The sequence below is a fragment of the Acinetobacter sp. ANC5681 genome, assembly GCF_023488045.1.
Lineage (GTDB): Bacteria > Pseudomonadota > Gammaproteobacteria > Pseudomonadales > Moraxellaceae > Acinetobacter.
In genome coordinates this window covers 1-25,538 of record NZ_JAMFKZ010000030.1, presented here as the reverse complement: position 1 = coordinate 25,538, position 25,538 = coordinate 1, and the positions used below count along the sequence as shown (strand labels likewise).

The following is a 25,538-nucleotide window of genomic DNA, read 5'->3' as shown; positions in this document are numbered from 1 at the left end:
TCTGTTTCTTGCTCATGGTAAACTCCTAATGAGTATGTATAGTTTACCAAGTTAAACCCTCCTGTTTTTTAAGCACACATCAAGTGGTATTGAGGTTCAAATTGGTGGATCAAATCATTATTTAATAATTAATTCCTTTTCCGATAATTTAATTGAACTTAAAGAAAACCCGCTCTAAAGCGGGTTTTCTTTTGAAATTAGATCAGCTTAACCAATCAATTTCTTCATCAATTCATTCACTTGTGCAGGGTTGGCTTTACCTTTTGCTGCTTTCATGACTTGACCAACCAGACCGTTAAAGGCTTTTTCTTTACCAGACTTGTACTCTTCAACCATTTTTTCATTGGCTGTAAGCACGTCTTTGATAATCGCTTCAATCGCGCCTGTATCGGTTTCTTGCTTTAAGCCTTTCTCAGCAATAATGTCATCCGCAGATTTTCCTTCTGCTTCCCACATAAAGCCAAACACTTGCTTCGCGATTTTACCGTTAATGGTGTTATCCACGATACGTGCGATCATGCCACCCAATTGCTCAGCGGAAACTGGAGAGTCAGCCAACTCTAGGCCTGCTTTGTTTAAAGCACCTGAGAATTCGCCCATCACCCAGTTTGCAGAGACCTTACCTTGCGCAGCACCGCCAGCAGCAGCGACAACAGCTTCGTAGAAGTCAGCCATTTCGCGTGACAGCGTCAATACGTGTGCATCGTATTCAGTTACACCGAAGTCAGCCATAAAACGGGCACGGCGAGCAGCAGGCAACTCTGGAAGCGCAGCACGTGCCGCTTCAATCTGTTCATCGGCAATGATCACTGGCAATAAGTCTGGATCAGGGAAGTAGCGATAGTCGTTCGCTTCTTCTTTCGAGCGCATGGAACGGGTTTCCATCTTGTTCGGATCGAACAAACGGGTTTCTTGGTCGATCGTGCCGCCATCTTCCAAAATTTCCATTTGGCGTTCAATTTCAACATTGATCGCTTGCTCAATGAAACGGAATGAGTTGAGGTTTTTCAACTCGCAGCGTGTACCAAAAGGTTGACCCGGACGACGTAATGACACGTTACAGTCGGCACGGAAAGAGCCTTCAGCCATGTTCCCGTCAGAAATACCTAACCAACGTACCAAAGTGTGAATCGCTTTAATATAAGCAACCGCTTCTTCAACCGAACGCATATCTGGCTCAGATACGATTTCAAGTAACGGTGTACCTGCACGGTTTAAGTCGATACCCGACATGCCTTCAAATTGGTCATGAATCGATTTACCTGCATCTTCTTCAAGATGGGCACGGGTCACACCAATGCGTTTGGTCGTACCATCTTCCAGTTGAATGTCGATATGACCCAAGCCCACAATCGGATTGTCCATTTGGCTGATTTGATAGCCTTTTGGCGAATCTGGATAGAAGTAGTTTTTACGCGCAAACACAGATGCTTGATCGATATAGGCATCAATACCCAAACCAAAGCGAATTGCAAGATCAACCACTTCGGCATTCAATACAGGCAATACGCCCGGCATGGCTAAATCAACAAGGCTGGCTTGTGTATTTGGGTCTTGACCAAATTCAGTCGATGAACCTGAGAAGATTTTAGACTTTGTGGCAAGCTGAGTATGGATTTCGATCCCGATAACGACTTCCCAACCGTCAATTAACTTTAACTTTTGAGCTTCAGTCATTATGCATTCTCCTCAGCAATTGCCGCACGTTTGGTATGCCAGTCTGTATTTTGTTGATATTGATGCACAATCGAAAGCAATTGTGATTCTGACCAGTAGTTACCGATCAACTGTAAGCCCACAGGCAAGCTGTCTTTATCGAAACCAACAGGTGCGTTGATCGCAGGCAGACCTGCCAAGTTCACTGCAAGGGTATAAATATCGCCTAAATACATTTCAGTCGGACTGAGGTTTGCACCGATCTTATATGCTGTGGTTGGTGCAGATGGTGCAGCAATCACGTCAACATTTTCAAATGCTTTCAAGAAATCTTGCTGAATCAAACGACGTACTTTTTGTGCTTTGACATAGTAGGCATCGTAGTAACCCGCAGACAGGGCATACGTCCCGATCAGGATACGACGTTGTACTTCAGCACCAAAACCTTCTGAACGTGAGCGTTTGTACAAGTCCATTAAATCCACTGGATTTTCACAACGGTAGCCATAGCGTACACCATCGAAACGTGACAGGTTCGAAGAAGCTTCCGCAGGGGCGATCAGGTAGTAAGTCGGTACATAGGCTTCAGTCATGTTGAGATCAATCTCAACCAAGATTGCACCCATCTCTTCAAGTTTTTTCAATGACTCTTCAACGCGTGCTTTTACATCGGCGTCTAAACCTGCCACATTGAAGTATTGCTTTGGAATACCAATGCGTAAGCCTTTGACTGGTGTGCCATTCAAGTTAGCAACGTAATCGTCAACCTCTTTATTCACCGAAGTTGAGTCTTTGGCATCATGACCTGCAATCACATTCATCAAATATGCACAGTCTTCCGCAGAACGTGCCATTGGACCACCTTGATCGAGTGAGGATGCATACGCAATCATACCGAAGCGTGATACACGACCATAGGTCGGTTTTAAGCCTGTTAAGCCGCAGAATGAAGCTGGTTGGCGAATTGAACCACCAGTATCCGTACCTGTTGCAATCGGAGCTAAGTCCGCAGCAACAGCCGCAGCGGAACCACCTGATGAACCACCTGGGACATGATCTAATGCCCACGGGTTACCTGTCGCGCCAAAATATGAACTTTCAGAGGTTGAACCCATTGCGAATTCATCCATATTCACCTTACCTAAAGTCACAAGACCTGCAGCTTTGGCTTTGGCAACGACGGTCGCATCGTAAGGTGAAATGAAGTTATCCAACATTTTTGAACCGGCAGTGGTTTTAATGCCTTGGGTACAAAAAATGTCTTTGTGTGCAAGAGGAATACCTGCCAACACATGTGCATGACCTGACTTAAGTGCAACATCAGCAGCATCAGCTTCAATAAGTGCTTGTTCTGCTGTCACCGTTACATAACTTTTTACTTTCGGGTCAATTTTGGCAATACGTTTTAAATAATGTTCGGTCAATTCGCGTGATGAAAATTGAGCTTGTTTTAGCCCTTCAGAGAGTTCACGGATTGATAAGCGATGTAAATCTGTCATATGAAAAATTTCTTTACATTCTAAATATAAAATATGAGTTAATTGAATAAAAATTATTCAATTACGCGAGGTACGAGGTATAAGCCTGCTTCTGTTGCAGGAGCGACTGCTTGATATTCATCACGATGGTTGCTTTCACTTACAATATCAGCACGTAAAGGTTGCGGATTATCAAAAGGACTTTTCAAAGGCTCAACGTTATCGGTATTAATGCCTTTTAGGCTTTCCATCATGCCAAGAATTTTATTTAAACTTTGAGCATATTCAGTAGATTGCGTGTCATTTAGAGACAAGCGAGCAAGATGTGCAATCGCTGAAACGGTCTGTGCATTTAAGTCCGTTGTCTGCTGAGCATCTGATGATGTAGACATAACTTTACCTAATTCAGTATCAAAAAATTGCAAAATATCGTGCGTTATAATAAGCGATTGACTTGTTCAAAGCATCACATTTCGTTAAAGTTGCCACCTTGCATCCATACAAAGTTTAATTGAGAACGCCCCCGTGATTCTAAAACGACTAATTGGCTTGTTTTCGCCGGATTTAGCCATTGATTTAGGTACGGCAAATACACTTATTTATGCACCAGGCCGTGGCATTATATTAAATGAACCGACTGTTGTGGCGATTCGTCATAGCGGTTCGCAAAAAATTGTTGCTGCTGTTGGTCTTGATGCTAAACAAATGTTAGGTCGTACACCAGCGAATATTTCAGCGATTCGTCCGATGAAAGACGGTGTGATTGCCGATTTTGAAGTCACTGAGACCATGTTGAATCAGTTTATCGGTAAAGTACATGAAAAGCGTTTATTTCCACCAGCACCGCGTGTTGTGGTGTGTGTCCCATGTAAATCGACTCTAGTTGAACGTCGTGCGATTCGTGAGGCTGTATTTAATGCAGGCGCACGTGATGTGCGTTTGATTGAAGAGCCAATGGCGGCAGCGATTGGTGCAGGTATGCCAGTCGAACAAGCATGTGGTTCGATGGTGGTTGATGTGGGTGGCGGTACGACCGAGATTGCGATCATTTCATTACAAGGCTGTGTTTATGCCGATTCATTACGTATCGGTGGCGATGTATTTGATGAGCAAATTATCAATTATGTGCGTAAAGCGCATGGTTGCGTGATTGGGGAAACCACAGCAGAAACCATTAAGAAAGAAGTGGGTATGGCTGTGACTGATGGCAAAACCCTTCAAATCGAAGTTCGTGGTCGTAATTTGGCAGAAGGTGTGCCACGTGCGATTACCGTCACTTCTGATGAAATCTCACAAGCGATTGCTGACCCATTACAAAGCATCGTGAGCGCAGTAAAATCTGCTTTAGAACAAACTCCACCTGAACTTTCTTCGGATATTGCAGAGCGCGGTATTGTGTTGACTGGTGGCGGCGCATTATTGCGTAACCTTGATAAACTGCTGGCGCAAGAAACAGGTCTACCTGTGATTGTTGCGGATGATCCTTTAACTTGCGTCACGCGTGGTGGCGGTAAAGTCTTAGAGTTCTTTGATAATCCGAACCATGACATGCTTTTTGTTGGCTAAATCATAAGGACTAGGCGGTGCAACCGAATCTTTTTTCAAGACAACCGCCATCTTTTCGCTCATTTATTATTGCGGTTATTTCATGTTTGGTGGTGCTTTTCTTTGATTGGCGCATGCCTTATGTGATTCAACCTGCAAGAGATGTCTTGTATGCAGCGTATAATCCAATTTATGCGCTGGCAAGTTATCCTGTATTGTCGCGAGAATGGCTGAACCAACAAACCAAATCTGAAACTCAATTGCGCCGTGAAAATACCGCAATGCAGGCTGAACTGCTTCAAGCTCAAGTTCGACTCCAAAAACTTTCAGAACTCTCCGCGGAAAATAACCGTTTAAGGGGGCTTTTGGATACGCCATTGATTATTGATGGTCGCATGCAAATTGCAGAAGTGATTGGAACCGATGCCGACCCATTACGCCATATTATTATCATTAACCGTGGCTCTGTGGATCACTTAAAAGTTGGACAAACTGTTCTCGATGATAAAGGGATTATGGGACAACTGATTAATGTGTACCCGCATAGTTCTCGTATCATGTTGTTATCAGATAAAGAACATTCGCTGTCTGTGCGTTTAGAACGGACAGGAATGCGTGCGATTGTATCTGGAACAGGTGATTTAGGTCGCCTAAAAATGGAATATGTTCCGACGAGCGCCAACATCCAAGTGGGCGATAAAGTATTTAGTTCGGGTTTGGGCGAACATTTTCCTGCTGGTTATTTGGTGGGTACTGTTTCTAAGGTTAGCCGTCATACTTCAGGTGAGTTTGCAGAAATTGATGTTATTCCTGCGGCACAGCTTGCCAGTGGTCATCATGTGGTAGTGTTATTTTCAGAATCTTTAGCGCAGGAGCAACCTTATGCCGATCGCTAGATTGAGTTTTGAAAAACGTAAAGATCCACTTTGGATGATTATCATCTCAATTATTATCGGGTCAGTTCTTTTAGTTTATCCAATTGCTTACGAAGCTTCAGGATGGCGACCATCAATTATGTTGATGACAATGCTGTTCTGGATTCTTTATCAACCTAGTTGGTGCGGGGTTTGGTTCGCCTTTGGAGTGGGGATTTTCACTGATTTATTGTTAGATGCGCCTTTGGGTTTAAATGCACTAAGTTTTGTTTTGATTACGTTTGGTACGCGTTATTTTATTCGTGAACGTCGAATTTTAACTTTCGCGAACTCATGGGTAATCGCTGTACTTGCAATTATTGCACACTTAACCTTTTTGTGGATGAGTCAAACAATATCGAGTACACATTTTTCAATAGCGCGACATTGGCAACCGCTTGTTAGTAGCGTGATAGGATGGCCGATGGTTTATTACTGCTTACAAAAATGGCGCGTATAATTTTAGCTTCGAGTTCACCTCGTCGCAAAGAACTGCTACAACAGTTAGGTCTGGACTTTGAAATATATAGTCCAGATATCGATGAAAGTGTCCGAGAAAGTGAAATTGTTGAACACTATGTTGAACGATTGGCGAGAGCAAAGGCACATGCTGTTCTTGGTTTATTTCCTGATGCAATTGTGATTGCTGCGGATACCAGTTTAAGTTTTGCAGGTAAGATCATTGGAAAACCACAATCAAAGCAGCACGCATTTGAAATCTGGTCAACAATTTCTGGGCAATGGCATGATGTGTACTCTGGAATTTGTGTGGCAAGCTCTGTCCAATGCTTAAGTAAAGTGGTTAGAACTCAAGTCGAGTTGCAACAGTTAAGTCATACCGAAATGGAAAAATATTGGGCAACGGGTGAACCTGTTGGAAAAGCAGGGGCGTATGCAATCCAAGGGATCGCAGCTCAATATATTCCCCAAATTCGGGGGAGTTATAGTAATGTGGTCGGTTTACCGTTGTACGAAACAGCACTGTTATTAGAAAGCGTTAAAATTTAAAGTAGACACTTTCGGATATAAGAATTTTTATAAAATTTTGAGTGGATTATGGCAGAAGAATTGCTAATTAACGTCACACCGATGGAGTGTCGTGTGGCTTTAATTGAAAATGGTACGGTCAATGAATTATTTGTTGAGCGTACTGTAAAACGTGGTTTAGTGGGTAATATTTATAAAGGTAAAGTGGTACGTGTACTGCCGGGTATGCAAGCTGCTTTTGTTGATATTGGATTGTCTCGGACTGCTTTTTTACATATCAATGATATGGTCTGGTCACGTTCGCAACCTACCCCAAATGTTTTTGAGCTTCTGCATCCGGGACAGATGTTGACGGTTCAAGTGATGAAAGACATGTTGGGAACTAAAGGTGCACGTCTAAGCACAGATCTTTCTATCCCATCGCGTTATCTTGTATTAATGCCTTATGGTAATCATATCGGTGTATCACAACGCATTGAATCAGAAGAAGAGCGTGATCGACTTCGTAGCATGATTGAACGCATTCAGACCGAACACAGCTTACCGGGTAGTGTGATCGTTCGCACCGCAGCGGAAGGTGTAGATGAAGCTTCGATTGCACAAGATATGTGTTATTTGAGTAAGCTTTGGGAATATATTCAACGTAAGCAAAAAGAAGTTGCGACACCTGAACTTATTTTTGAAGAATTACCTTTACCACAACGAATTGTGCGTGATTTAGCCAGTGATGAAACGGCAAAAATTTATGTCGATTCTCGTGAGATTCATGCCAAGTTAAGTGAGTTTGTGCTTGAGTTTGTGCCAACGATTGAAAATCGTCTGATTCACTATCCCGGCGAAAAGCCACTTTTCGATTTGTATAACGTCGAAGAAGATATTCAAAAAGCGTTGCAGACCCGTGTCGCACTTAAGTCAGGCGGCTATCTGATGATAGATCAGACTGAAGCCATGACCACCATTGATGTGAATACAGGATCTTATGTGGGTGGCCGTAGTTTAGAAGACACGGTATTTAAAACCAATATGGAAGCGACACAAGTCATTGCGAGACAACTTCGTCTACGTAATTTGGGTGGCATTATCATTATTGATTTTATTGACATGCAAGAGCTTGAGCATCGACAAGAGGTCATGCGTCAGTTTGAACGTATGCTTGAACGTGATCATGCCAAAACAAAAATCACCCAAGTTTCAGAGTTAGGCTTGGTTGAAATGACACGTAAACGTACACGTGAGTCTTTAGAACATTTATTATGTGAGTCATGCCCAACTTGTCAGGGACGTGGATATGTGAAGACCGCAGAGACAGTATGTTACGAGATATTTCGAGAAATTTTGCGTTATGCCCGTGCATTTGATTCCAAGAGTGGCTTTACTGTCGTTGCACATCCAGCAGTCATTGATCGGCTACTCACAGCAGAAGCCCCAGCCGTGGCCGATTTGGAACATTTCATTAATCGCGTGATTAAATTTCAGGTCGAAAATCTGTATACGCAAGAGCAATACGATATCATTCTGAGCTAAAGTTGTAACAAAATTTCGCTTAATCCTTGTTACAACTGAAATTTTACTTTCTATCATGAATTTTAAATACTAGAACCATAGAATGAGCCATAGGTATCTTGAGTACCTTAGCAAATAATATGAGGTATATAATTATGAATGTGAGCGAAAGATTAGTGAATCATGGTTTTAAGCATGTTTTAGACAGTAATCCAGTCAATACATGTTATATGGTTGATAGCCAAGGTAAAGAGGTCCAAATTACTACGGCAATGATCCGTTTAGCCTGCCATCAACTATTACAGCGTTGTCGTACAATTAAAAAATAAGGGGCGATTTAAAGCCCCTTAATTTTTTCTGTGAATTTAATTCGCAACTTTCTGTTCAGGCAAATCCTGAATGGCCTGTTCAAAACGCTGAATTTCGTCCTCTAAATGCGTAAGAAGTGTCTGCATTTTAGGTACTGTATTACGACATGCAATCAAACCTACTTCTAACTTATCTAAATAACTTGTCATTGTAATATTTAGTGCTTGGCCATCCATGACGATTGAAGCAGGGTAGAGCGCATCCAATTTTGCGCCATTCCAATATAATGGTTCACGTGGACCTGGTACATTCGAAATCACTAGATTAAATGCCTGACGTTTCGGTAACATTCCTGAAGCGATGTTTAAACCTGCTGGTCCATAGACTAATGCACTATAGTTCAGGATTTCATTTGCAGTCATGCGGTTAAAACGCTGCTTTGAATTCTGTACGCTACGGCGAATAATTTCTAAACGTTCAATTGGGTCTGCAATATGAGTGGCTAGGTTTGCCAAAATCATGGTAATACGATTGCTGAAATCAGAATCATCGGTACGCAATGAAGCAGGAACCATCGCAATCAAAGGTTTTTTGGGCAAACTATTTTGATTAATCAAATATTCACGTAATGCACCAGAGCAAACTGCTAGTACTACGTCATTGAGTGTTACACCAAGTGTTTTAGCGATAAGGCGGAAACGTTCCAACTCAAAAGATTGTGCAGCAAAACGGCGAGAAGAACTCACACGTTGGTTTAAGATCGATGGTGGTGCTTGAAATGTTGAGACATAATCAGGGTTTTTCCCGATTTCCTTAAATAAGGTTTGTGAAAGTTCCTGCATCACTTTAGGTGCAACTTCACACTGTGATTTAATCGTATCCAAAACGCCTCTGATTTTACTTGCAGCAGGGGTTTTAGGTGCTTTTAAGCGTTTGGTTCGCTTCCCTTCGACACACCATAATGGTACGACATGCTTTTCATTTGGGTCTTTGGAGAGTGATTTTTCGATCAATCGCATTCCTGCAACACCATCCACCATCGCATGGTGAATTTTGAAATACATTGCAAAACGATTGCCTTCAATGCCTTCAATAATGTCGCATGTCCATAGTGGTTTAGCACGGTCAATCAAGGAACTGTGTTGCTGTGAAATATAGACCAATAGTTCACGAATACGCCCTGGATTTGGTAACGCGATATGACGGAAATGATGATCGATATCGAATTCAGGATCTTCACCCCAGAATAATCCTGTCAGTTGATTGTTAAATGGAGGAACCGGAATACTCTTCGATTGACGGATATCTTGAACAAGATCATGCACGAATGTCGGAGATGCATTTTCTGGGATTTCAAATAAAAATAATCCCCCTACATGCATAGGTTGCTGTCTTTTCTCTAATGAAAGAAAAATAAAATCAATAGGGTGTAATGGGCGCATAGCAGATATAGCCTCTCATTGCATTTTTTATAAGATACTCTTTGAGCTCTTATTAGAATTATTGAACCGTCGTGTAAAGTATATACGGTTTGGTCTGGTTAAAATATGACTTTGTACTGAAGAGTTAGAAAAAATAAAACCACTGATGAATCAGTGGTTTTTATATACCAAATCTGCTAGGAATTATTTTTTCAGATTACCCGAGTGTAATCCGCACTCTTTGTGAGTTGCTTCTTCCCACCACCAACGACCTTCACGTTCATGTTGGTTTGGTAATACAGCACGAGTACATGGTTCACAACCAATTGAAATAAAACCACGTTCGTGCAGCGGGTTATATGGAATTTCCATCATTCGAATATAACTCCATACATCTGCACTGCTCCAATTTGCAAGCGGATTATATTTAATCAATTGCTTGCCTTCACCTGAAAATCCAACATCCGTTTGAACCACGGGAATCTCATTACGTGTGCCTGGACTTTGATCTTTACGTTGACCTGTAATCCAACCATCCAAAGTCGCTAATTTTTTACGTAAAGGTTGTACTTTACGAACGCCACAGCATTCCTGATGACCATCTTCAAAAAAGCTAAACAACCCCTTTTCATTTACTAACTGCTGTACAGCAGCGGATTCAGGGAAGCAAATTTCGATCTTAATATTGTAATGTTTACGCACAGTTTCAATAAATTGATAGGTTTCTGCATGTAAACGCCCTGTATCTAAACTAAATACACGGAATGGTTTACCAAGACGCGAAGCAATATCAATTAATACAACATCTTCAGCACCAGAAAATGAAATTGCAATTTCGCCTTCTTGGCTTAAAGCAAGCTCTAAAATTTCTCGTGGTGATTTATCTGAATATTCAGTAGCGAGCGCATCTACAAGGTCAATAGTCGGAATAACAGTCATAGGTGTTCCTGGCGAAAGGCTTGGGTACAATTGTAAATCATTCTAAGCAAAGCCATTTGCTTGTCTTCGATTTTAATCTTGCAGAATAAAATCGTTTTATTTAACAACAGCGCAAAAAATGAAAATCTTAATGGTATGATACAGCAATTTTTAATCAACATTGGATGCATTCATGGAAATCGTATGCCTAGACCTTGAAGGGGTACTTGTACCAGAAATCTGGATTAACTTTGCCAAGAAAACAGGAATTAAAGAATTAGAAGCGACGACGCGCGATATTCCAGATTATGATGTTTTAATGACTCAACGTTTAAACATTTTAAAAGAGCATGGTTTGGGTTTAAATGATATTCAAGCTGTGATTGCTGATATGGGACCATTTGAAGGTGCAAAAGAATTTGTTGAATGGGTACGTACACATTTTCAACTGATTATTTTATCTGATACTTTTTATGAGTTTGCACATCCATTGATGAAACAACTGGGTTGGCCAACGATTTTCTGTCACAAACTTGAAACTGATGAAAATGGTATGATTACGGCGTATAAATTACGCCAACCTGATCAAAAGCGTCAGGCGGTGAAAGCATTACATGGTTTAAATTTCCGTGTGATTGCTGCAGGTGACTCTTATAATGATACGACCATGTTGGGTGAAGCGGATCATGGTTTCTTATTTGATGCGCCAGAAAATGTGATTGCTGAATTCCCACAGTTTCCACCATTGCATGGCTATGAGGCACTAAAACAGGCGATTCGTGCTGTTTCACAACGCGATATTCCAGAATAATTAAAATTTCTAAGCTTTTTATGAAAGGTAAAGGAAATTTAAAAATAAAAGGCGCTTCTAAGCGCCTTTTATTTTTTTACTATTTATTAGAATTTATAACCAATTTTCAAACCATAAGCGATCGCATCATTATTTTTAAACTCAGCTACGTAGTTAGGCGTATTAAATTGAGAACCTGATTGAGCTTTAGCATCTCCTAACCAGAAATACTTTACACCACCAGCAATAAAGTAATTCGGGGCAGGGCTATATTGAACTCCTAGGCCTACATTCCAATAACCTTCTGTTGGCCCGAGTGTTGTAACTGGGTTACCTGCACCAGAATCCCAACCAACAGATACATTACCAGCCCAATGATCATTGACTTTACGGCCTACGCCAGCAGTTATAGAATATTGGTCATCTGTATAGGCAACCAAATCAAAACCATCTTTTTTACCAGTATTTTTTACAATATCTGATAAAAGTGAAGCTTCGCCAAATTTATAAGGGCGGATTGCAAAGTCTTTCCAATTCACCCAACGTAAGTTCGCAAATGCAATCGTGTTCTCCATGATCCCAGTTTGAAAATCAAGATTAACAGATTGAGGTGTGGTGATTTCTGTTTGACCTTCAGATTTATTAATTTGAATTAAACCCGCATTTAGATCTGCTGATAGAGTCATTCCTGCAATACCATGCTTTTCATAAGCATTCATTTCATGCTTGATTTTTGCACGATATGTTAAAGATGCTTTGAGTGCAATTTCTGGAATTTGATAAGCGACACCAGCTAACCAACCAAGAGCTTCATCACGTCCAGTTTTAAAGTCATAACCACTATAAGCACTGTAACTTACACCACGTAATAATACCGTTGCATCTAATGTTTGATAAACTGCACCTGCATATATGTTCCAGTTTTGATTTGGTTGATAACCTAAAATTAAATTCAAATCTTCAGTATCAACTGTAACTGAAGTACCACCTTTAAATGGAAAAGGGCGACTTTCAATAAAGTTATTTTTGCCTTTGTATTCTGCATCAGCTCCATAAGGTTGGTCATAAATAAGGCCAATAGAGAATTTTTCGGTTGCTTGAAGTTTTAAAGCAGCGTTTGGCGAGTAATAGTTACCTGCCATATTACCAGTGTTATTTTGTGAAGTATCTTTCCCCGATACTTCAGGATCAAGAACGGAGATACCAGCTTCAAAATAATTGCCTGGTTGTAAAAAAGGTGCAATAGATTGACCAGAACGGTCTAATGCTGCTGCAAAAACTGAAGTGCTTGGGAGTAAGCTAAGTAAAAGAGCATGCTGAATCGCATTAAGCTTCATTGATATTTCTCTCATATCGCTTTGTAACAATAATGTTGCGAAAAGTAACACAATTTTTTAAAGCCTAAATATTTTACAAATGTCCATAAATGAACTGATAAAGTCATGGAAATTTCTTGAGTCATGTAATTTTATATACTAGTTAGTTTAATTAATTTTATTATAAGTCATTGATTGTAATTAATTCTCATGGAGAGTATGTTGATTTTTGAGGAACAAATTCAATTGTGAAAAAAAGACCATCTGATGATGGTCTTTTTTTAAGAGCATGGATTAGAATTTATAACCAATTTTCATGCCGTATGCGATCGCATTATTACTTGTAAAATCAGCGACATAATTGTCAGTATTGAATTGAGCACCAGATTGAGCTTTAGCATCACCTAGCCAGAAGTATTTCACACCACCAGAGATAAAGTAGTTAGCTGCTGGACTAAATTGAACGCCTACACCAAGATTCCAATAACCTTCTGTTGGACCAAGTGTTGTAATAGGGTTACCTGCACCAGAATCCCAACCTACAGAAACATTACCAGCCCATTGTTCATTAAGCTTACGTCCAACACCTGCATTTACAGACCATTGATCATCAGTGTAGGCAACTAAATCAAATCCTTTTCCACCAACTGCAGCTGTCGCTGCATTAGCTGCAACACCAAATGCATAAGGACGGATTGCAAAATCTTTCCAATTTACCCAACGAACATTTGCGAATGCAACAGTGTTCGCCATAATACCTGTTTGAAGATCTAAGTTTACAGATTGAGGCGTAGTGATATCTGTAGAACCTGTAGCATTATTTAAAATCGCTGCGATTGGTCCAACACCAGCAGATGATTCATCAATATTAACTTTATGTTTAATTTCAGAGCGATATGTAACAGAAGCTTTTAAAGCAATTTCAGGAATTTGATATGCAGCGCCAGCTAACCAACCAGCAGCAGAATCTTCTGGAATATCGGCATTATAGCCACCAAAAGCATTTATCCCACCATAAGCAGCACCACGTAATTGCACACCACCTTTTACAGTTTGGTATACGCCACCTGCATAAAGATTAACGTTCTTAATCGGTTGAACACCAAAAAGCATAGAGATGTTCTGAGTTTCAACTTCTACTGAAGTTCCTTCAGTGCCATTATGAAACGCGCCTTGTCCTTGAAGTGCAGCAGCAGCACCAGGAAGCACAGCAGGTAATTTTGCGGTATCAGTTGAATAGGTTGCTTTTGCTCCAAATGGTTGATCATAGATCAAACCAAATGAAAGTTGGTCAGCAAGTTGTAATTTTAATGCTGCATGAGCAAATTGATAAGAATCAGCCATTTCACCAACACTAGTATTGGAGAGTAATGGTAGTGCAGCATTCGGGTAATTGGCTTTTGTTGTGCCTGAAACATCTGCATCTAGAACCGAAAGACCAGCTTCAAAATAGTTACCTGGTTGTAAAAAGGCAGATATAGACTGACCTGAACGATCTAATGCTGCTGCAAATACTCCAGTTGCAGGCAGCGTCGCTAAAATCATGGCAGTGCTAAGATGTTTTAATTTCATTTTAAATCTTTCCTTGAACTTCAAGATTTTTTAGGTAGAGAAGCTATCATTGGTAAGCCAAATCATTTACCACACATGATTTGCTATAACTTCATGTAACAAAAATACCATAATTAAAATAAGAGTAAATATTCTAAATGAACTACCCAGTACGATTGATGACATGAAACAGGATAAAAATAATGCTATTTATGTTGGTGTATATTTCTATTTTTACTGGTAATATAGTGATAAATATAGATTATTAACTAAAAACTAGCGTGTTATTTTTTTGCATTTTTTCAAAAAAAAAAATTCCTAAGGTCAAAGATTTTTTGTAAAAAATACATTTTTTTTCTTCATATTTAAAAAATCACTCAATTTTTAGCGATTTAAGATCCATTTTAAGTAAGTTTACGCAAAATTTACGCCTCTTACTTTTTTCAATATAGAGAATTTACGCTCTCAATTTCCATACTAAAGCTGACCTATTTTAAATGGCATTTGCTATGTGGGAATTTATTTCAGTATTTATCCTTTCATTGCTGTTGGCTTATCCGCTAGGACACTATCTTGCGGATGTAATGCAAACCAAACCAATGAAAAGTGACAGCTTCTTTAAGTGGATTGAACAACCAATCTACGCTGTTCTAAATGTGAAGCAAGTGGGCATGAACTGGCGGCAATATCTAGGTGCTTTTGTTCTGAGTAATGTTCTACTGCTTGGGGCGAGTGTTACTATTTTAATGACACAGGCATGGCTACCATTGAATCCTGATCATATTCCGAATATGAATTGGGACTTGGCTTTACACACCACCATTTCATTTCTGACCAATACCAACCAGCAACATTATTCAGGACAGGCTCAACTGTCCTATCTGTCACAAATGACCGTGATTGTGGGATTGCAATATTTGTCGCCGATTATGGGGCTTGCCTTATTGGTGGCTATGTTAAGAGCATTATTTTTACAATCAGCTCAACAACAAGACCTAGATCAAAACAAATGGAATCGTATTAATTTGGGTAACTACTGGATGGATATCATCCGACCACTATTTCGATTTTTCATTCCTTTGGGATTTATTTTTTCTTTACTACTCACTTTTCAAGGTGTGCCAGCAACCTTATCTGCGGGGCCAACAGCGCAAGTTTTAGAGCAAAGCACAAAAGTCAAAACTCAACATATTCCACTCGGCCCAGTTGCACCGATGGTGGCGATTAAACAACTCGGTAGTAACGGTGGCGGTTGGTATGGCCCAAACAGTAGTGTGCCTTTAGAAAATCCAACACCACTGTCGAATGTGATTGAGATGATAGCAATTTTACTGATTCCACTTTCTGCGGTGTTTATGGTTGGACGGTTTATTCAACGTAAAAAACTGATGTGGATGATTTTTGGCAGCATGTTGCTAATGTCTCTTTCTTCAACGCTATTGACCCTGTGGGCTGAAAAATCTTCGCTCACTCCAAATACTGCTTTGATGGAAGGGAAGGAAATGCGTTTCGGTGCTGAAGCATCTGCATTGTGGGGAAGCTTGACTACACAAGTGAATAACGGCTCAGTCAATATGATGCATGACTCTGCCTCACCACTGACGGGATTGGTTGAACTGTGCAATATGTTGATCAATGCCATTTGGGGCGGCATAGGGTGTGGGCTATTACAGTTCTTTATTTACCTATTTCTTGCGGTATTTATTGCAGGTTTGATGACAGGGCGTACCCCTGAATTGTTTGGTCGAAAAATTGAAGTCACTGAAATTAAGTTATTAGCGCTACTGATTCTTTTACAACCTGTGGTGATTCTTGGTTTGACTGCGATTGCTATTGCATTCCCATCCATGACAGGGAATTCCAATCCCGCATTTCACGGCATTAGCCAAGTGTTTTATGAGTATGTCTCCGCGTATGCCAACAATGGTTCGGGTTTTGAAGGTTTAGGTGATAGCACGCTTTGGTGGAACCTAAGTGCCAATGTGGCTTTATTGGCAGGGCGTTATAGCGTGTTGATCATTCCAATCTTAATTGCAGTCAGTTTAGCAACCAAACCGCAAGCAGCCGAAAGCAAAGGTTCTTTACAGATCGAATCTCCAACCTTTGCCCTGACTTTAATCGGGATTGTGTTGATCCTCACCTTGTTGCAATTCATGCCAGTGTTGGTGATTGGGCCAATTGCTGACTATTTATCGATAAAAGTTTAAGCGTGGAGCAAGCACAATGAAACATTCAAATGCGACACAACAGATGGATATCTTGAATAAAGAAATTATTCAGCAAACTTTCCATAAATTGCTACCTCAACACGCGGTTAAAAATCCAGTGATGGCATGTGTGTGGGTAGGAACAGTTTTAACCCTTGTTGCCACTTTGATGGGAAATACCAGTTTAGGTTTTGGTTTAGCCCTAAGCTTGATTTTATTGGTCACGGTCTTATTTGCCAATTATGCCGAGGCGGTTGCAGAAGCTAAGGGACGTGGACAAGCTGCATCTTTACGTCAGGCACGTGAAAACTTAACGGCGAATCGAATTGCCGACCTGAATGCCGTACCGACAGTGATTTCTGCAAATTTACTGAAAAAGGATGATTTAGTTGTCGTCAAAGCTGGTGAAATTGTTCCTGCGGATGGTGAGATTATTCAGGGTTTTGCCACGATTAATGAATCAGCCGTTACAGGTGAGTCTGCGCCCGTACTGCGTGAAGCCAATACTGACCGTTCAGGTGTGATTGGTGGAACTAAGGTTTTGTCAGATGAAATTATTATTCGAGTCAGTAATGAGGCAGGGCATAGCTTCCTAGACCGTATGATTGCCCTAGTTGAAGGTGCTAATCGTCAAAAAACACCGAATGAGATCGCACTGAGTATCTTACTCAATATTATGACCATCACCTTTATTGTAGTGGTGGCAACCTTACCTTTTATTGGTTCAATGGTTGGGATCAAAATCAGTATGGTTTTGCTGATTGCACTGTTGGTGTGTTTAATTCCAACCACGATTGGTGGCTTGCTGCCTGCAATTGGGATTGCAGGGATGAACCGTGCTTTAAAAGCCAATGTCTTAGCCAAATCAGGTAAAGCGGTTGAAGTTGCGGGTGATATTGATGTGTTGCTCTTGGATAAAACCGGCACGATCACCTATGGAGATCGCCAAGCGACTGCTTTTTATCCATTGGCAGGTGTGACACCTAGTGAGTTACGCCAAGCAGCGATGCTGACCTCTTTTGCCGATCCAACGCCTGAAGGGAAGTCGGTCATCAGCCTTGGGAAAGAATTAGGTGAAAGTATCCAAGAGCCGAAAGATGCCGAATTCATTCAGTTTAGTGCCTCAACTCGTCTTTCAGGAGTAAATCTAGCAACTGGACAAACGATTCGTAAAGGTGCTGTCGATGCCATTCTTAACTTTACCCATCAAAATATTCAAGACAACATTAAGCTTAAAACTCGTGTAGAGCAAGTGGCTTCTAAAGGTGCAACACCACTCGTAGTGGCTTCGAATCACAATATTTTGGGTGTGATTGAACTGTCGGATGTGATCAAACAAGGCATTAAAGAACGTTTTGCACTGTTACGTGAGATGGGCATCAAAACCATTATGGTCACAGGAGACAATCCATTGACTGCGGCTGCGATTGCGGCCGAAGCAGGGGTGGATGACTATATTGCAGAAGCGAGACCTGAGGACAAATTGGCGTGTATTCGTAACGAACAAGCAGCAGGAAAATTAGTCGCAATGGTGGGTGATGGCACCAACGATGCACCAGCCTTGGCACAGGCAGATATTGGTTTAGCTATGAACTCAGGTACTCAAGCAGCCAAAGAAGCGGGCAATATGGTGGATTTAGATTCTGATCCAACCAAATTGCTAGATGTGGTCGAAATTGGTAAGCAACAATTGATTACTCGTGGAGCATTAACCACTTTTTCTTTGGCAAATGATGTATCTAAGTACTTTGTCATTTTACCTGCATTGTTTGCGGTGGCAATTCCACAACTTGGGGTATTGAATATTTTGCAACTTAGTAGTCCAAGCAGTGCCGTGATTTCCGCTTTGATCTTTAATGCCTTGATCATTCCAATGCTGATTCCATTGGCACTCAAAGGTGTTCAATTCAAACCTGCCAGTGCGCTGCAATTGTTACGCCGTAATATGCTGATTTACGGTGTAGGTGGGGTCATTTTTCCATTTATTGTGATCAAGCTGATTGACCTTGTTGTGTCTTTGTGGATTTAGGAGTGAGAAATGAATACTTTATTGAAGCATGAGCAATTGAACCAAAAAAATCTTCAATTATCGAATCCTGTTCATTCGGTTTTACGCCCAAGCCTCGGTTTGGTTACGGTTGGTTTCTTGATTGCAGGCATGTTGTACGCTACAGCAAGTGTTTCGATTGCGCAGTTGATTTTTCCGAAACAAGCCAATGGCAGTGTCATTGAACTGAATGGTAAAGTAGTGGGGTCAAGTTTGGTAGGACAAAACTTTGTTAGTGAACCATATTTCCATGGACGACCGAGTGCGGTAAGTTACAGTGTTGATGGGATGGCGGGCAGTAATTTGGCAGTTTCCAATCCTGACTTACAAACACTAATTAAAGAGCGAACAGTGCAATTTGCTCAAGACAATCATATTTTAGAGCAGAAGGTACCGAACGATATGGTTACGGCATCAGGCAGTGGGATTGACCCTGATATTTCACCTGAAAGTGCTTTTTTACAAGTGAAACGAGTGGCACAGCAACGTCATTTACCTGAGCAACAAGTTCGTGATTTGGTACAACAACAAATTCAGCCTGCACAGTTCGGCGTATATGGGCAAGCGCGAGTGAATGTGTTGCAGTTAAATTTAGCCTTAGAGCAATTGTCATCGACCATACGTTGATAGAGCAGACCTTATGCAGATCGACCGAAACAATAAAGCAGATGCATGGTTGGCACATAGTCAACGTGAACAATCTGGACGTTTAACCATTTTCTTGGGTGCAGCACCTGGGGTAGGAAAAACCTATGCCATGCTGACCCGAGCGCATGAACTGACGCAACAAGGGCAGCATGTGGTGGTCGGCGTGGTGGAAACTCACGGTCGATCTGATACCGAACGTTTGATTCAAGGGTTGAATGTTATTCCAAGGAAGTCTGTGGAATATCAGGGGCGAATGTTGGAAGAGATGGATCTCGACCAAATTCTTAAATTAAAGCCTCAAATTGTGCTTGTTGATGAACTTGCCCATCGCAATGTACCCAATAGTCGGCATGAATATCGTTGGCAAGATGTCAATGAGTTGTTGGATGCAGGCATTGATGTCTATAGCACCTTAAATATTCAGCATTTGGAAAGTCTGAATGATGTGGTTTTTCAAATTACGGGGATTCGTGTCACTGAAACTGTCCCCGATGCATTACTTAAACGTTTGAAAGATATTCGACTGGTTGATTTGCCTGTTCCTGAATTATTAGAACGAATGAATCATGGCAAGATTTATTTCGCCGATGTTGCCCCCCATGCATTACAAGGTTTTTTTAAAGCTGCGAATTTGACAGCGTTACGTGATCTGGCAATTCAAACTGTTGCAGGGCAGGTCGATATTGATTATCGAGAAAAATTTGTTGCGCAAGGGCAGATTATTCCGATTCAAAATCACGTCATGTTGGCAATTGATGGTTCTGAATTCTCTGAAGATTTGGTGCGCCGTGCCCATCGGATTGCAGAAAGGCGCAATGCCACATGGAGCGTCATTTCGATTCAAAAAAGTAAGGTTGAAACGACCCAAGCCTTTGCAGTGACGAAGGCTTTTAATCTAGCGCGTAAGCTCGGTGCAGATACCTATTTGCTGTATAGCAATCATATTGCATCGACCATTTTACAAGCGGCTTATGATTATGGTGCATCTAATATTTTACTCGGTAAAAGCCCTCAAAAATCGTTATGGCAGCGCCTATTTTCAGATCATATTGCCGATCAACTGTTAGAGAAACAGCATCCTTTTGAAATCACCTTTGTTCAGCCTTTAAAAGCCAAAAATAATGAAAAGCGTTTGCAGACAAATGTGGCTCATTCATCTTGGCTAGAAAAAGGCTTGGCTTTTACTCAACGTGAAGTAGTTGAAAGTATCATCATTGTATTGCTAGGACTGATTGTGGCGGCAATCAGTGATCATTTTATTGGGTATAGCGACTTAGCCTTAATTTTTATTGTGACTGTATTATTGGTTGCGATACGTGCCCGCATGTTGATTACAATTATCAGCGTATTCGTCTGTTTTTTACTCTATAACTACTTTTTTATCGAGCCTCGCTTTACCTTTATGATTAGTGCTGAACGTGGGGTGATTACCATTATCACGTTCATTGTCTCAGCCTTACTGGTTGGGCGTTTAGCCAACCAATTACGCGCTCAGGTGCTTAGCCTACGTGCTGCAAATTCAGTGTCGTTACAGTTACAAGAATTAGAGCGCAAGCTATCGACCTGTGTCGATATTGAGCAAGTACTTATCGTTACCAAACAACATTTGGAAACTTCATTAAATGCCACGGTTTGGTTAAAAGTTGAAAATCAGTCTTTAGGTGATCCATCCGTCTTAAATGAAAAAGATCAAATTGCCGCAGATTGGACGCAGAAGAATGCGAAACCCTGTGGACGTTTTACCAATACGTTGACCAATTCTGATTGGTGGTTTATTCCGTTAAATTTGGTGAAAGAATATGGGGTGATTGCAATTCGCTTTCATCAAAATGCTCAAACCATCAGTTTTGAATTGCAACGTTTAACTGAGTTGATGATTGAAGATATTGCGCAAACCGTTGCTCGGGTTCAACTCTCGTTACAGTTAGAAAATTCTAGAGTAGTGGCTGAAACGGAAAAGCTCCGCTCCGCCTTGCTGTCTTCGGTATCGCATGATTTACGTTCACCCTTAGCCGCGATGATTGGTTCAGCAGATACGCTTAAATATTATGGTGAACAGATGCCTGAAAGTGATCGCCATGAATTATTAGACACCATTCACATTGAAGGGGAACGATTGGATCGTTATATTCAAAACCTGTTGGACATGACTCGTTTAGGTCATCAGGGGTTGACTTTAAGCCGTGCTTGGATCGGTGTGGATGAACTGATTGGCTCGGCAACGCAACGGCTTAAACGCTATCAGCCTGAGGTCAAAATTGAGGTTGCTTTGGCGGAAGAACTTCCTCAATTGTATGTGCATCCTGCTTTGATTGAACAAGCCATTTTTAATGTCTTGGAAAATGCAGCCAAGTTTTCACCAGAGAATGTTCCGATTGAAATAAAGATTCAGCAACAGGAACAATTTCTGCAAATTGATATTATGGATCAAGGGATTGGTATTCCTGAAGATGAACGTGAACAAATATTTGATATGTTTTATACCATGCAGCGTGGCGATCGAGGGAAAACAGGAACAGGTTTAGGGTTGGCGATTGTCAAAGCGATTATTGGTGCTCATATGGGCAGTATCGAAGCTTTTGCTGGAACAGATGGTCAAGGTACTTTAATTCGCATACGATTACCGTTAGATCAGGATTAAAATTATTATTTATGCCGCAAACAACCCATCCGAATGCATCAATTTTAATTATTGATGATGAACCTCAAATTCGAAAATTTTTAGACATTGCTTTACGTGCGCAAGGTTATCAGGTGCATGTTGCTGAAAATGGCATGAAAGGCTTAGAAATTTTGGCAACACGGGGTGCTGATTTACTGATTTTAGATTTGGGTTTACCTGATATGGAAGGACAGCGGGTGTTAACCGAGATGCGGCAGTGGTCAGATATTCCTGTGATTGTGTTATCTGCACGTCCTGATGAAAATCAAAAAATTAAATTGCTCGATGCAGGCGCGAATGATTATGTGACCAAACCGTTTAGCATTCAGGAATTATGTGCCCGTATTCGAGTCATGTTTCGCAATAAACCACAACAGTCTGAACAGAACATTGTATTTGATGATGGTCAATTATCTGTGGATGTGGCTGAACATGTGGTGACATTTGCTCAGGAAGAAATTGTGCTCAGCAAAAAAGAATTTCAACTGTTAGCACTCTTGATTCGCCATCAAGGTAAGATCGTCACACAAAAACAAATTATGACCGAGTTATGGGGCATTAGCCATGAAGAAGATACCCATTATCTTCGAATCTTGGTGAAAAAACTCCGCAGCAAAATTGGAGATTCTGCGGTCACTCCAAAATATATTTTTACCATTGCAGGCGTGGGGTTACGTTTTCAAGGGCAATCCTAAATTGGAAATAAAAAAGAGAGTTTGCAAAACTCTCTTTCGGACGAATAAACCGTTTATTTTAGGTTTGGGTCGCCTTTTTTCAAGAAGAAACTTAATGCCAGTTTTTGCACCCAAGTGCCATAAGGTGGATAGAATAATTGCGTTGGGAAGAAGCGATGGCGAGCAAAAACCGTTTTCGCATGTGAAAGCTCACGGAAACCTTCTTCACCGTGATAAGTCCCCATACCAGAGTTACCAATACCACCAAATGGTGCATCATGGTTGACCACATGCCAACCCCAATCATTGATCGTGACACCACCTGAATGAGTTTGTTTTAAGATGTGGTCACGTTCAGTTGAATCATGAGTGAAACAATAGAGTGCTAGAGGTCGTTCACCTGCTTTGATATAGGCGATCGCGTCATCAACGTTATCGTAAGCAACTACGGGCAATACTGGGCCAAACAGCTCTTCTTTGAGAATACGCATGTCGGGTGTGCAATTCAGTACAATATGTACAGGCATACGACGTGCATCTTTATCACGATCATATTCGGCACAGGCAATAATTTGAGCACCTTTGGCTTTGGCATCGTCTAGGATTTCTAATAAACGTTTGAAATGGCGATCGTTGACGATAGAGGTGTAGTGAGAATTATTGCTGATGTTACTGCCATACATTGCCGTAAAATTCTTTTTACATTCTTCTGCAAATTGATTCACTTGTTCTTTAGGTACAAGTGCATAGTCAGGTGCAACACAGATTTGCCCACAGTTGGTTGCCTTACCATGCAATACGCGTTTAGCTGCATCGGCTAAGGGATAATGTCGACTGACAAGCGCAGGGGATTTACCACCTAATTCTAATGTGACAGGCGTTAGGTTTTCTGCTGCTGCACGCATTACCACTCGACCAATTGCAGGTGAACCTGTAAACACAATATGGTTAAAAGGGAGTGATGTGAATTGTGCCGGATCAAGAATTTCTTCACCGAAAATACAAACTTCATCTTCAGTAAAAACTTCAGCCAGCATGCGTCTCAGCACTGCATTGGTTGCAGGCGTAATCTCGGGCAGTTTAATCATGACTCGATTACCCGCAGCGATTGCCGCAACCAATGGGCCAAGTGCTAAATAAACAGGGAAGTTCCACGGCACAATCACGCCGACCACACCTTTCGGTTGATATTGGACAGCCAGACGGTTTGATAAAAACAGTAATTCAGTACTACGCTTACTCGGTCGCATCCATTTACGTAAATGTCGAATAGCATGTTCTGCTTCCAAAACAGAGCCTAATAAGTCCAATAGCTTTGATTCATCTACCGATCGGGAACTAAAGTCGCTATTGATGGCAGCAGCGATAACATCTTGGTAACGAATAATTTGTTTTTTAAGTTTGAATAATTTTGTACGTCGAGCATCGAGATCAGGATATGGATGCGCATCAAAAGCAGCACGTTGTTGGGCGAATACCAAGCGCATATGTTTAGTTGCCGAGTCGCTAAATTCCTGCGAATGAGAAAGTGTCATTGTTGCTCCTTCCATGCTTATTGGTAAAAATAGACTTTATGATTGATTGAATTTTTAGTCGATGTTAAATTGAGACAACAAAAAGTAATTTAGTGCCATTATCTACTGATCGAATGGATAAAGTAAAAATGCCTAAACAGAATATTGAGCAAAATATCTATATTGAAGCTCGTTATGATCATACGCTATTCGGTCAGGGCACACCTATACTTGGTTTAAGCAGTTTGTTTGATGAAATGCAAAAACAAGGATATTCCATCGCTCAGATGTTGGACGGTACGGGTATTGCGCATGATGCGCTGACAAGTGCGACCACAACAATATCTCAATATCAAAAGTTGAAGCTATTTCAAAATATTCAATCTTTGTCTAAAGATCCATTGATCGGGCTTCGGGCAGGGCAAAAACAAAAATTATCAGATTTTGGGGTGTATGGTTATGCACTGTACTCTTCCCGTAATTTTCAACAAGCCGTCGAACTTGGCATTCGCCATATAAAATTAGCCAGTCCTGTACTGCAAAAATCATTTTATATACAAAATGATACTGCAATTTTTGAAGCTAAAGAAATTATTGCTTTAGGACATTTATTACCATTAATTTGCGAGTTTTGGTTTAGTTCAATGCAGACCTTAATTCAGTGTGTACTCGAAGCGCCATTTCAAGCTAAAAGGTTATTGCTGCCTTATCCTGCCCCTGAATATGCAGATGCATACCAAAAGGTGTTTGGTTGTGTTGTGGAATTCGATGCAGAGGTGATGCAATGGCATTTCGATTTAGCATGGTTAGATGCGCCTTGTCCAAATGCAAACCCGATTACTGCGGATATGTGCCAATCTTTTTGTGAACGGATGTTGGGAGATGAAAATGATGAGGAATCTGAACTGATCAAAACGATTCGTCTTATTTTCTTGGACAGTGTTGGGAATTTTCCAACTGCTCAACAGATGGCAGATCAATTAAATGTATCTAAAAGAACTTTATATCGCCGTTTAGCCGATCTGAACGTGAGTTACCAAGAAATATTGGATAGTACGAGAACACGTCTTGCTGATGAATATCTGGCTGCAACGACACTGAGTATGGACGAAATTGCCGAAAGACTTGGTTTTTCAGATACTTCAAACTTTAGGAAAGCGTATTGTCACTGGACGGGAATTTCGCCTAATCAATATCGTAAAAAGTTTGCTTAGTGAAATGCAAAGAACTAGACGTTATTTAAAATAGGACTTACGCACTATCATTTATAGATTCTCTGTGGTAGCAGATGATTTTTATCGAGAATAAAGTCATCAATGAAGTCTTTGATGATTGGTCTAAATAATTTCTTCTGCCAACGATATACATTTTCAAAGATCCGCTCAAACTGGTTCTTTT

At 40.9% G+C, this 25,538-nt stretch carries 21 protein-coding genes and 1 pseudogene; 13 read left to right on the top strand and 9 right to left on the bottom strand.

All coding sequences use genetic code 11. The features are described from left to right. Positions 1-207: 207 nt before the first annotated feature. Genes gatB through gatC form a run of 3 tightly spaced genes read right to left on the bottom strand, consistent with a single transcriptional unit; the run spans position 208 to position 3,526 of the window. A complete protein-coding gene (gene gatB, locus M5121_RS13425; RefSeq protein WP_249571429.1) occupies positions 208-1,677 on the bottom strand; it encodes an Asp-tRNA(Asn)/Glu-tRNA(Gln) amidotransferase subunit GatB in 1,470 nt (489 codons plus the stop codon). After that, a complete protein-coding gene (gene gatA, locus M5121_RS13420; protein ID WP_249571428.1) occupies positions 1,677-3,155 on the bottom strand; it encodes an Asp-tRNA(Asn)/Glu-tRNA(Gln) amidotransferase subunit GatA in 1,479 nt (492 codons plus the stop codon). Before gatA ends, gatB begins: the two co-directional genes overlap by 1 nt. A 53-nt stretch (positions 3,156-3,208) precedes the next feature. Beyond that, positions 3,209-3,526: an Asp-tRNA(Asn)/Glu-tRNA(Gln) amidotransferase subunit GatC gene (gatC, locus tag M5121_RS13415; protein ID WP_004664595.1), complete on the bottom strand. Its 318-nt coding sequence runs from the start codon at positions 3,524-3,526 to the stop codon at positions 3,209-3,211. Between the two features lie 133 nt (positions 3,527-3,659). Here gatC and M5121_RS13410 point away from each other — a divergent pair, with 133 nt between their 5' ends. The 6 genes from M5121_RS13410 to M5121_RS13385 all read left to right on the top strand — a co-directional run bounded on the left by M5121_RS13410 (position 3,660) and on the right by M5121_RS13385 (position 8,412). Then, on the top strand, positions 3,660-4,700 hold the full coding sequence (locus M5121_RS13410; RefSeq protein WP_004664594.1) for a rod shape-determining protein: 1,041 nt from the start codon (positions 3,660-3,662) through the stop codon (positions 4,698-4,700). Between the two features lie 17 nt (positions 4,701-4,717). Next, complete coding sequence (mreC, locus tag M5121_RS13405) at positions 4,718-5,575, top strand: rod shape-determining protein MreC (protein ID WP_005161943.1); 858 nt, start codon at positions 4,718-4,720, stop codon at positions 5,573-5,575. Beyond that, positions 5,562-6,053 (top strand): rod shape-determining protein MreD, encoded by a 492-nt coding sequence (gene mreD / locus M5121_RS13400; protein WP_249571427.1) that lies wholly within the window; start codon positions 5,562-5,564, stop codon positions 6,051-6,053. Before mreC ends, mreD begins: the two co-directional genes overlap by 14 nt. After that, positions 6,041-6,601, top strand: coding sequence for a Maf-like protein (locus M5121_RS13395; RefSeq protein ID WP_087535740.1), 561 nt, complete (start codon positions 6,041-6,043; stop codon positions 6,599-6,601). Before mreD ends, M5121_RS13395 begins: the two co-directional genes overlap by 13 nt. Before the next feature lie 48 nt (positions 6,602-6,649). Continuing rightward, on the top strand, positions 6,650-8,104 hold the full coding sequence (rng, locus tag M5121_RS13390; protein WP_249571426.1) for a ribonuclease G: 1,455 nt from the start codon (positions 6,650-6,652) through the stop codon (positions 8,102-8,104). Positions 8,105-8,238: 134 nt separating this feature from the next. Further along, entirely contained in the window at positions 8,239-8,412 is a 174-nt protein-coding gene (locus tag M5121_RS13385; RefSeq protein WP_004664584.1) for a PA1571 family protein, read from the top strand. Positions 8,413-8,448: 36 nt separating this feature from the next. Here the strand turns inward: M5121_RS13385 and M5121_RS13380 are convergent, their stop codons facing one another. Then, a complete protein-coding gene (locus M5121_RS13380) occupies positions 8,449-9,834 on the bottom strand; it encodes a WS/DGAT/MGAT family O-acyltransferase (RefSeq protein ID WP_249571425.1) in 1,386 nt (461 codons plus the stop codon). Positions 9,835-10,017: 183 nt separating this feature from the next. Then, on the bottom strand, positions 10,018-10,752 hold the full coding sequence (locus M5121_RS13375; protein WP_249571424.1) for a phosphoadenylyl-sulfate reductase: 735 nt from the start codon (positions 10,750-10,752) through the stop codon (positions 10,018-10,020). A gap of 172 nt (positions 10,753-10,924) precedes the next feature. Here M5121_RS13375 and thrH point away from each other — a divergent pair, with 172 nt between their 5' ends. Continuing rightward, positions 10,925-11,542, top strand: coding sequence for a bifunctional phosphoserine phosphatase/homoserine phosphotransferase ThrH (thrH, locus tag M5121_RS13370; RefSeq protein WP_087543234.1), 618 nt, complete (start codon positions 10,925-10,927; stop codon positions 11,540-11,542). 86 nt (positions 11,543-11,628) lie between these two features. Here thrH and M5121_RS13365 read toward each other — a convergent pair whose 3' ends face one another. Beyond that, positions 11,629-12,858, bottom strand: a complete 1,230-nt coding sequence (locus tag M5121_RS13365; protein WP_249571423.1) for an OmpP1/FadL family transporter — start codon at positions 12,856-12,858, stop codon at positions 11,629-11,631. A gap of 273 nt (positions 12,859-13,131) precedes the next feature. Continuing rightward, positions 13,132-14,409 (bottom strand): transporter, encoded by a 1,278-nt coding sequence (locus M5121_RS13360; RefSeq protein ID WP_249571422.1) that lies wholly within the window; start codon positions 14,407-14,409, stop codon positions 13,132-13,134. A gap of 488 nt (positions 14,410-14,897) precedes the next feature. On the opposite strand from M5121_RS13360, the gene kdpA reads away from it, so the two are divergent. From kdpA to M5121_RS13335, 5 genes are read left to right on the top strand one after another with little or no spacing between them, the layout of a single operon-like run. Beyond that, the gene (gene kdpA / locus M5121_RS13355) at positions 14,898-16,595 is read left to right on the top strand and encodes a potassium-transporting ATPase subunit KdpA (protein WP_249571430.1); all 1,698 of its coding nucleotides are present in this window, start codon (positions 14,898-14,900) and stop codon (positions 16,593-16,595) included. A gap of 16 nt (positions 16,596-16,611) precedes the next feature. Further along, a complete protein-coding gene (kdpB, locus tag M5121_RS13350) occupies positions 16,612-18,624 on the top strand; it encodes a potassium-transporting ATPase subunit KdpB (RefSeq protein ID WP_249571421.1) in 2,013 nt (670 codons plus the stop codon). Between the two features lie 9 nt (positions 18,625-18,633). Beyond that, on the top strand, positions 18,634-19,269 hold the full coding sequence (kdpC, locus tag M5121_RS13345) for a potassium-transporting ATPase subunit KdpC (RefSeq protein WP_249571420.1): 636 nt from the start codon (positions 18,634-18,636) through the stop codon (positions 19,267-19,269). Between the two features lie 13 nt (positions 19,270-19,282). After that, a complete protein-coding gene (locus M5121_RS13340) occupies positions 19,283-21,931 on the top strand; it encodes an ATP-binding protein (RefSeq protein ID WP_249571419.1) in 2,649 nt (882 codons plus the stop codon). Positions 21,932-21,942: 11 nt separating this feature from the next. Continuing rightward, positions 21,943-22,647 (top strand): response regulator, encoded by a 705-nt coding sequence (locus M5121_RS13335; protein ID WP_249571418.1) that lies wholly within the window; start codon positions 21,943-21,945, stop codon positions 22,645-22,647. 53 nt (positions 22,648-22,700) lie between these two features. On the opposite strand, the gene M5121_RS13330 is transcribed toward M5121_RS13335, so the two are convergent. Next, on the bottom strand, positions 22,701-24,161 hold the full coding sequence (locus tag M5121_RS13330) for a coniferyl aldehyde dehydrogenase (RefSeq protein ID WP_249571417.1): 1,461 nt from the start codon (positions 24,159-24,161) through the stop codon (positions 22,701-22,703). Positions 24,162-24,289: 128 nt separating this feature from the next. Here M5121_RS13330 and M5121_RS13325 point away from each other — a divergent pair, with 128 nt between their 5' ends. Then, positions 24,290-25,354 (top strand): AraC family transcriptional regulator, encoded by a 1,065-nt coding sequence (locus M5121_RS13325; RefSeq protein ID WP_249571416.1) that lies wholly within the window; start codon positions 24,290-24,292, stop codon positions 25,352-25,354. Between the two features lie 47 nt (positions 25,355-25,401). On the opposite strand, the pseudogene M5121_RS13320 reads toward M5121_RS13325, so the two are convergent. Continuing rightward, positions 25,402-25,538: pseudogene (locus M5121_RS13320) on the bottom strand (IS701 family transposase); the annotation flags it as partial.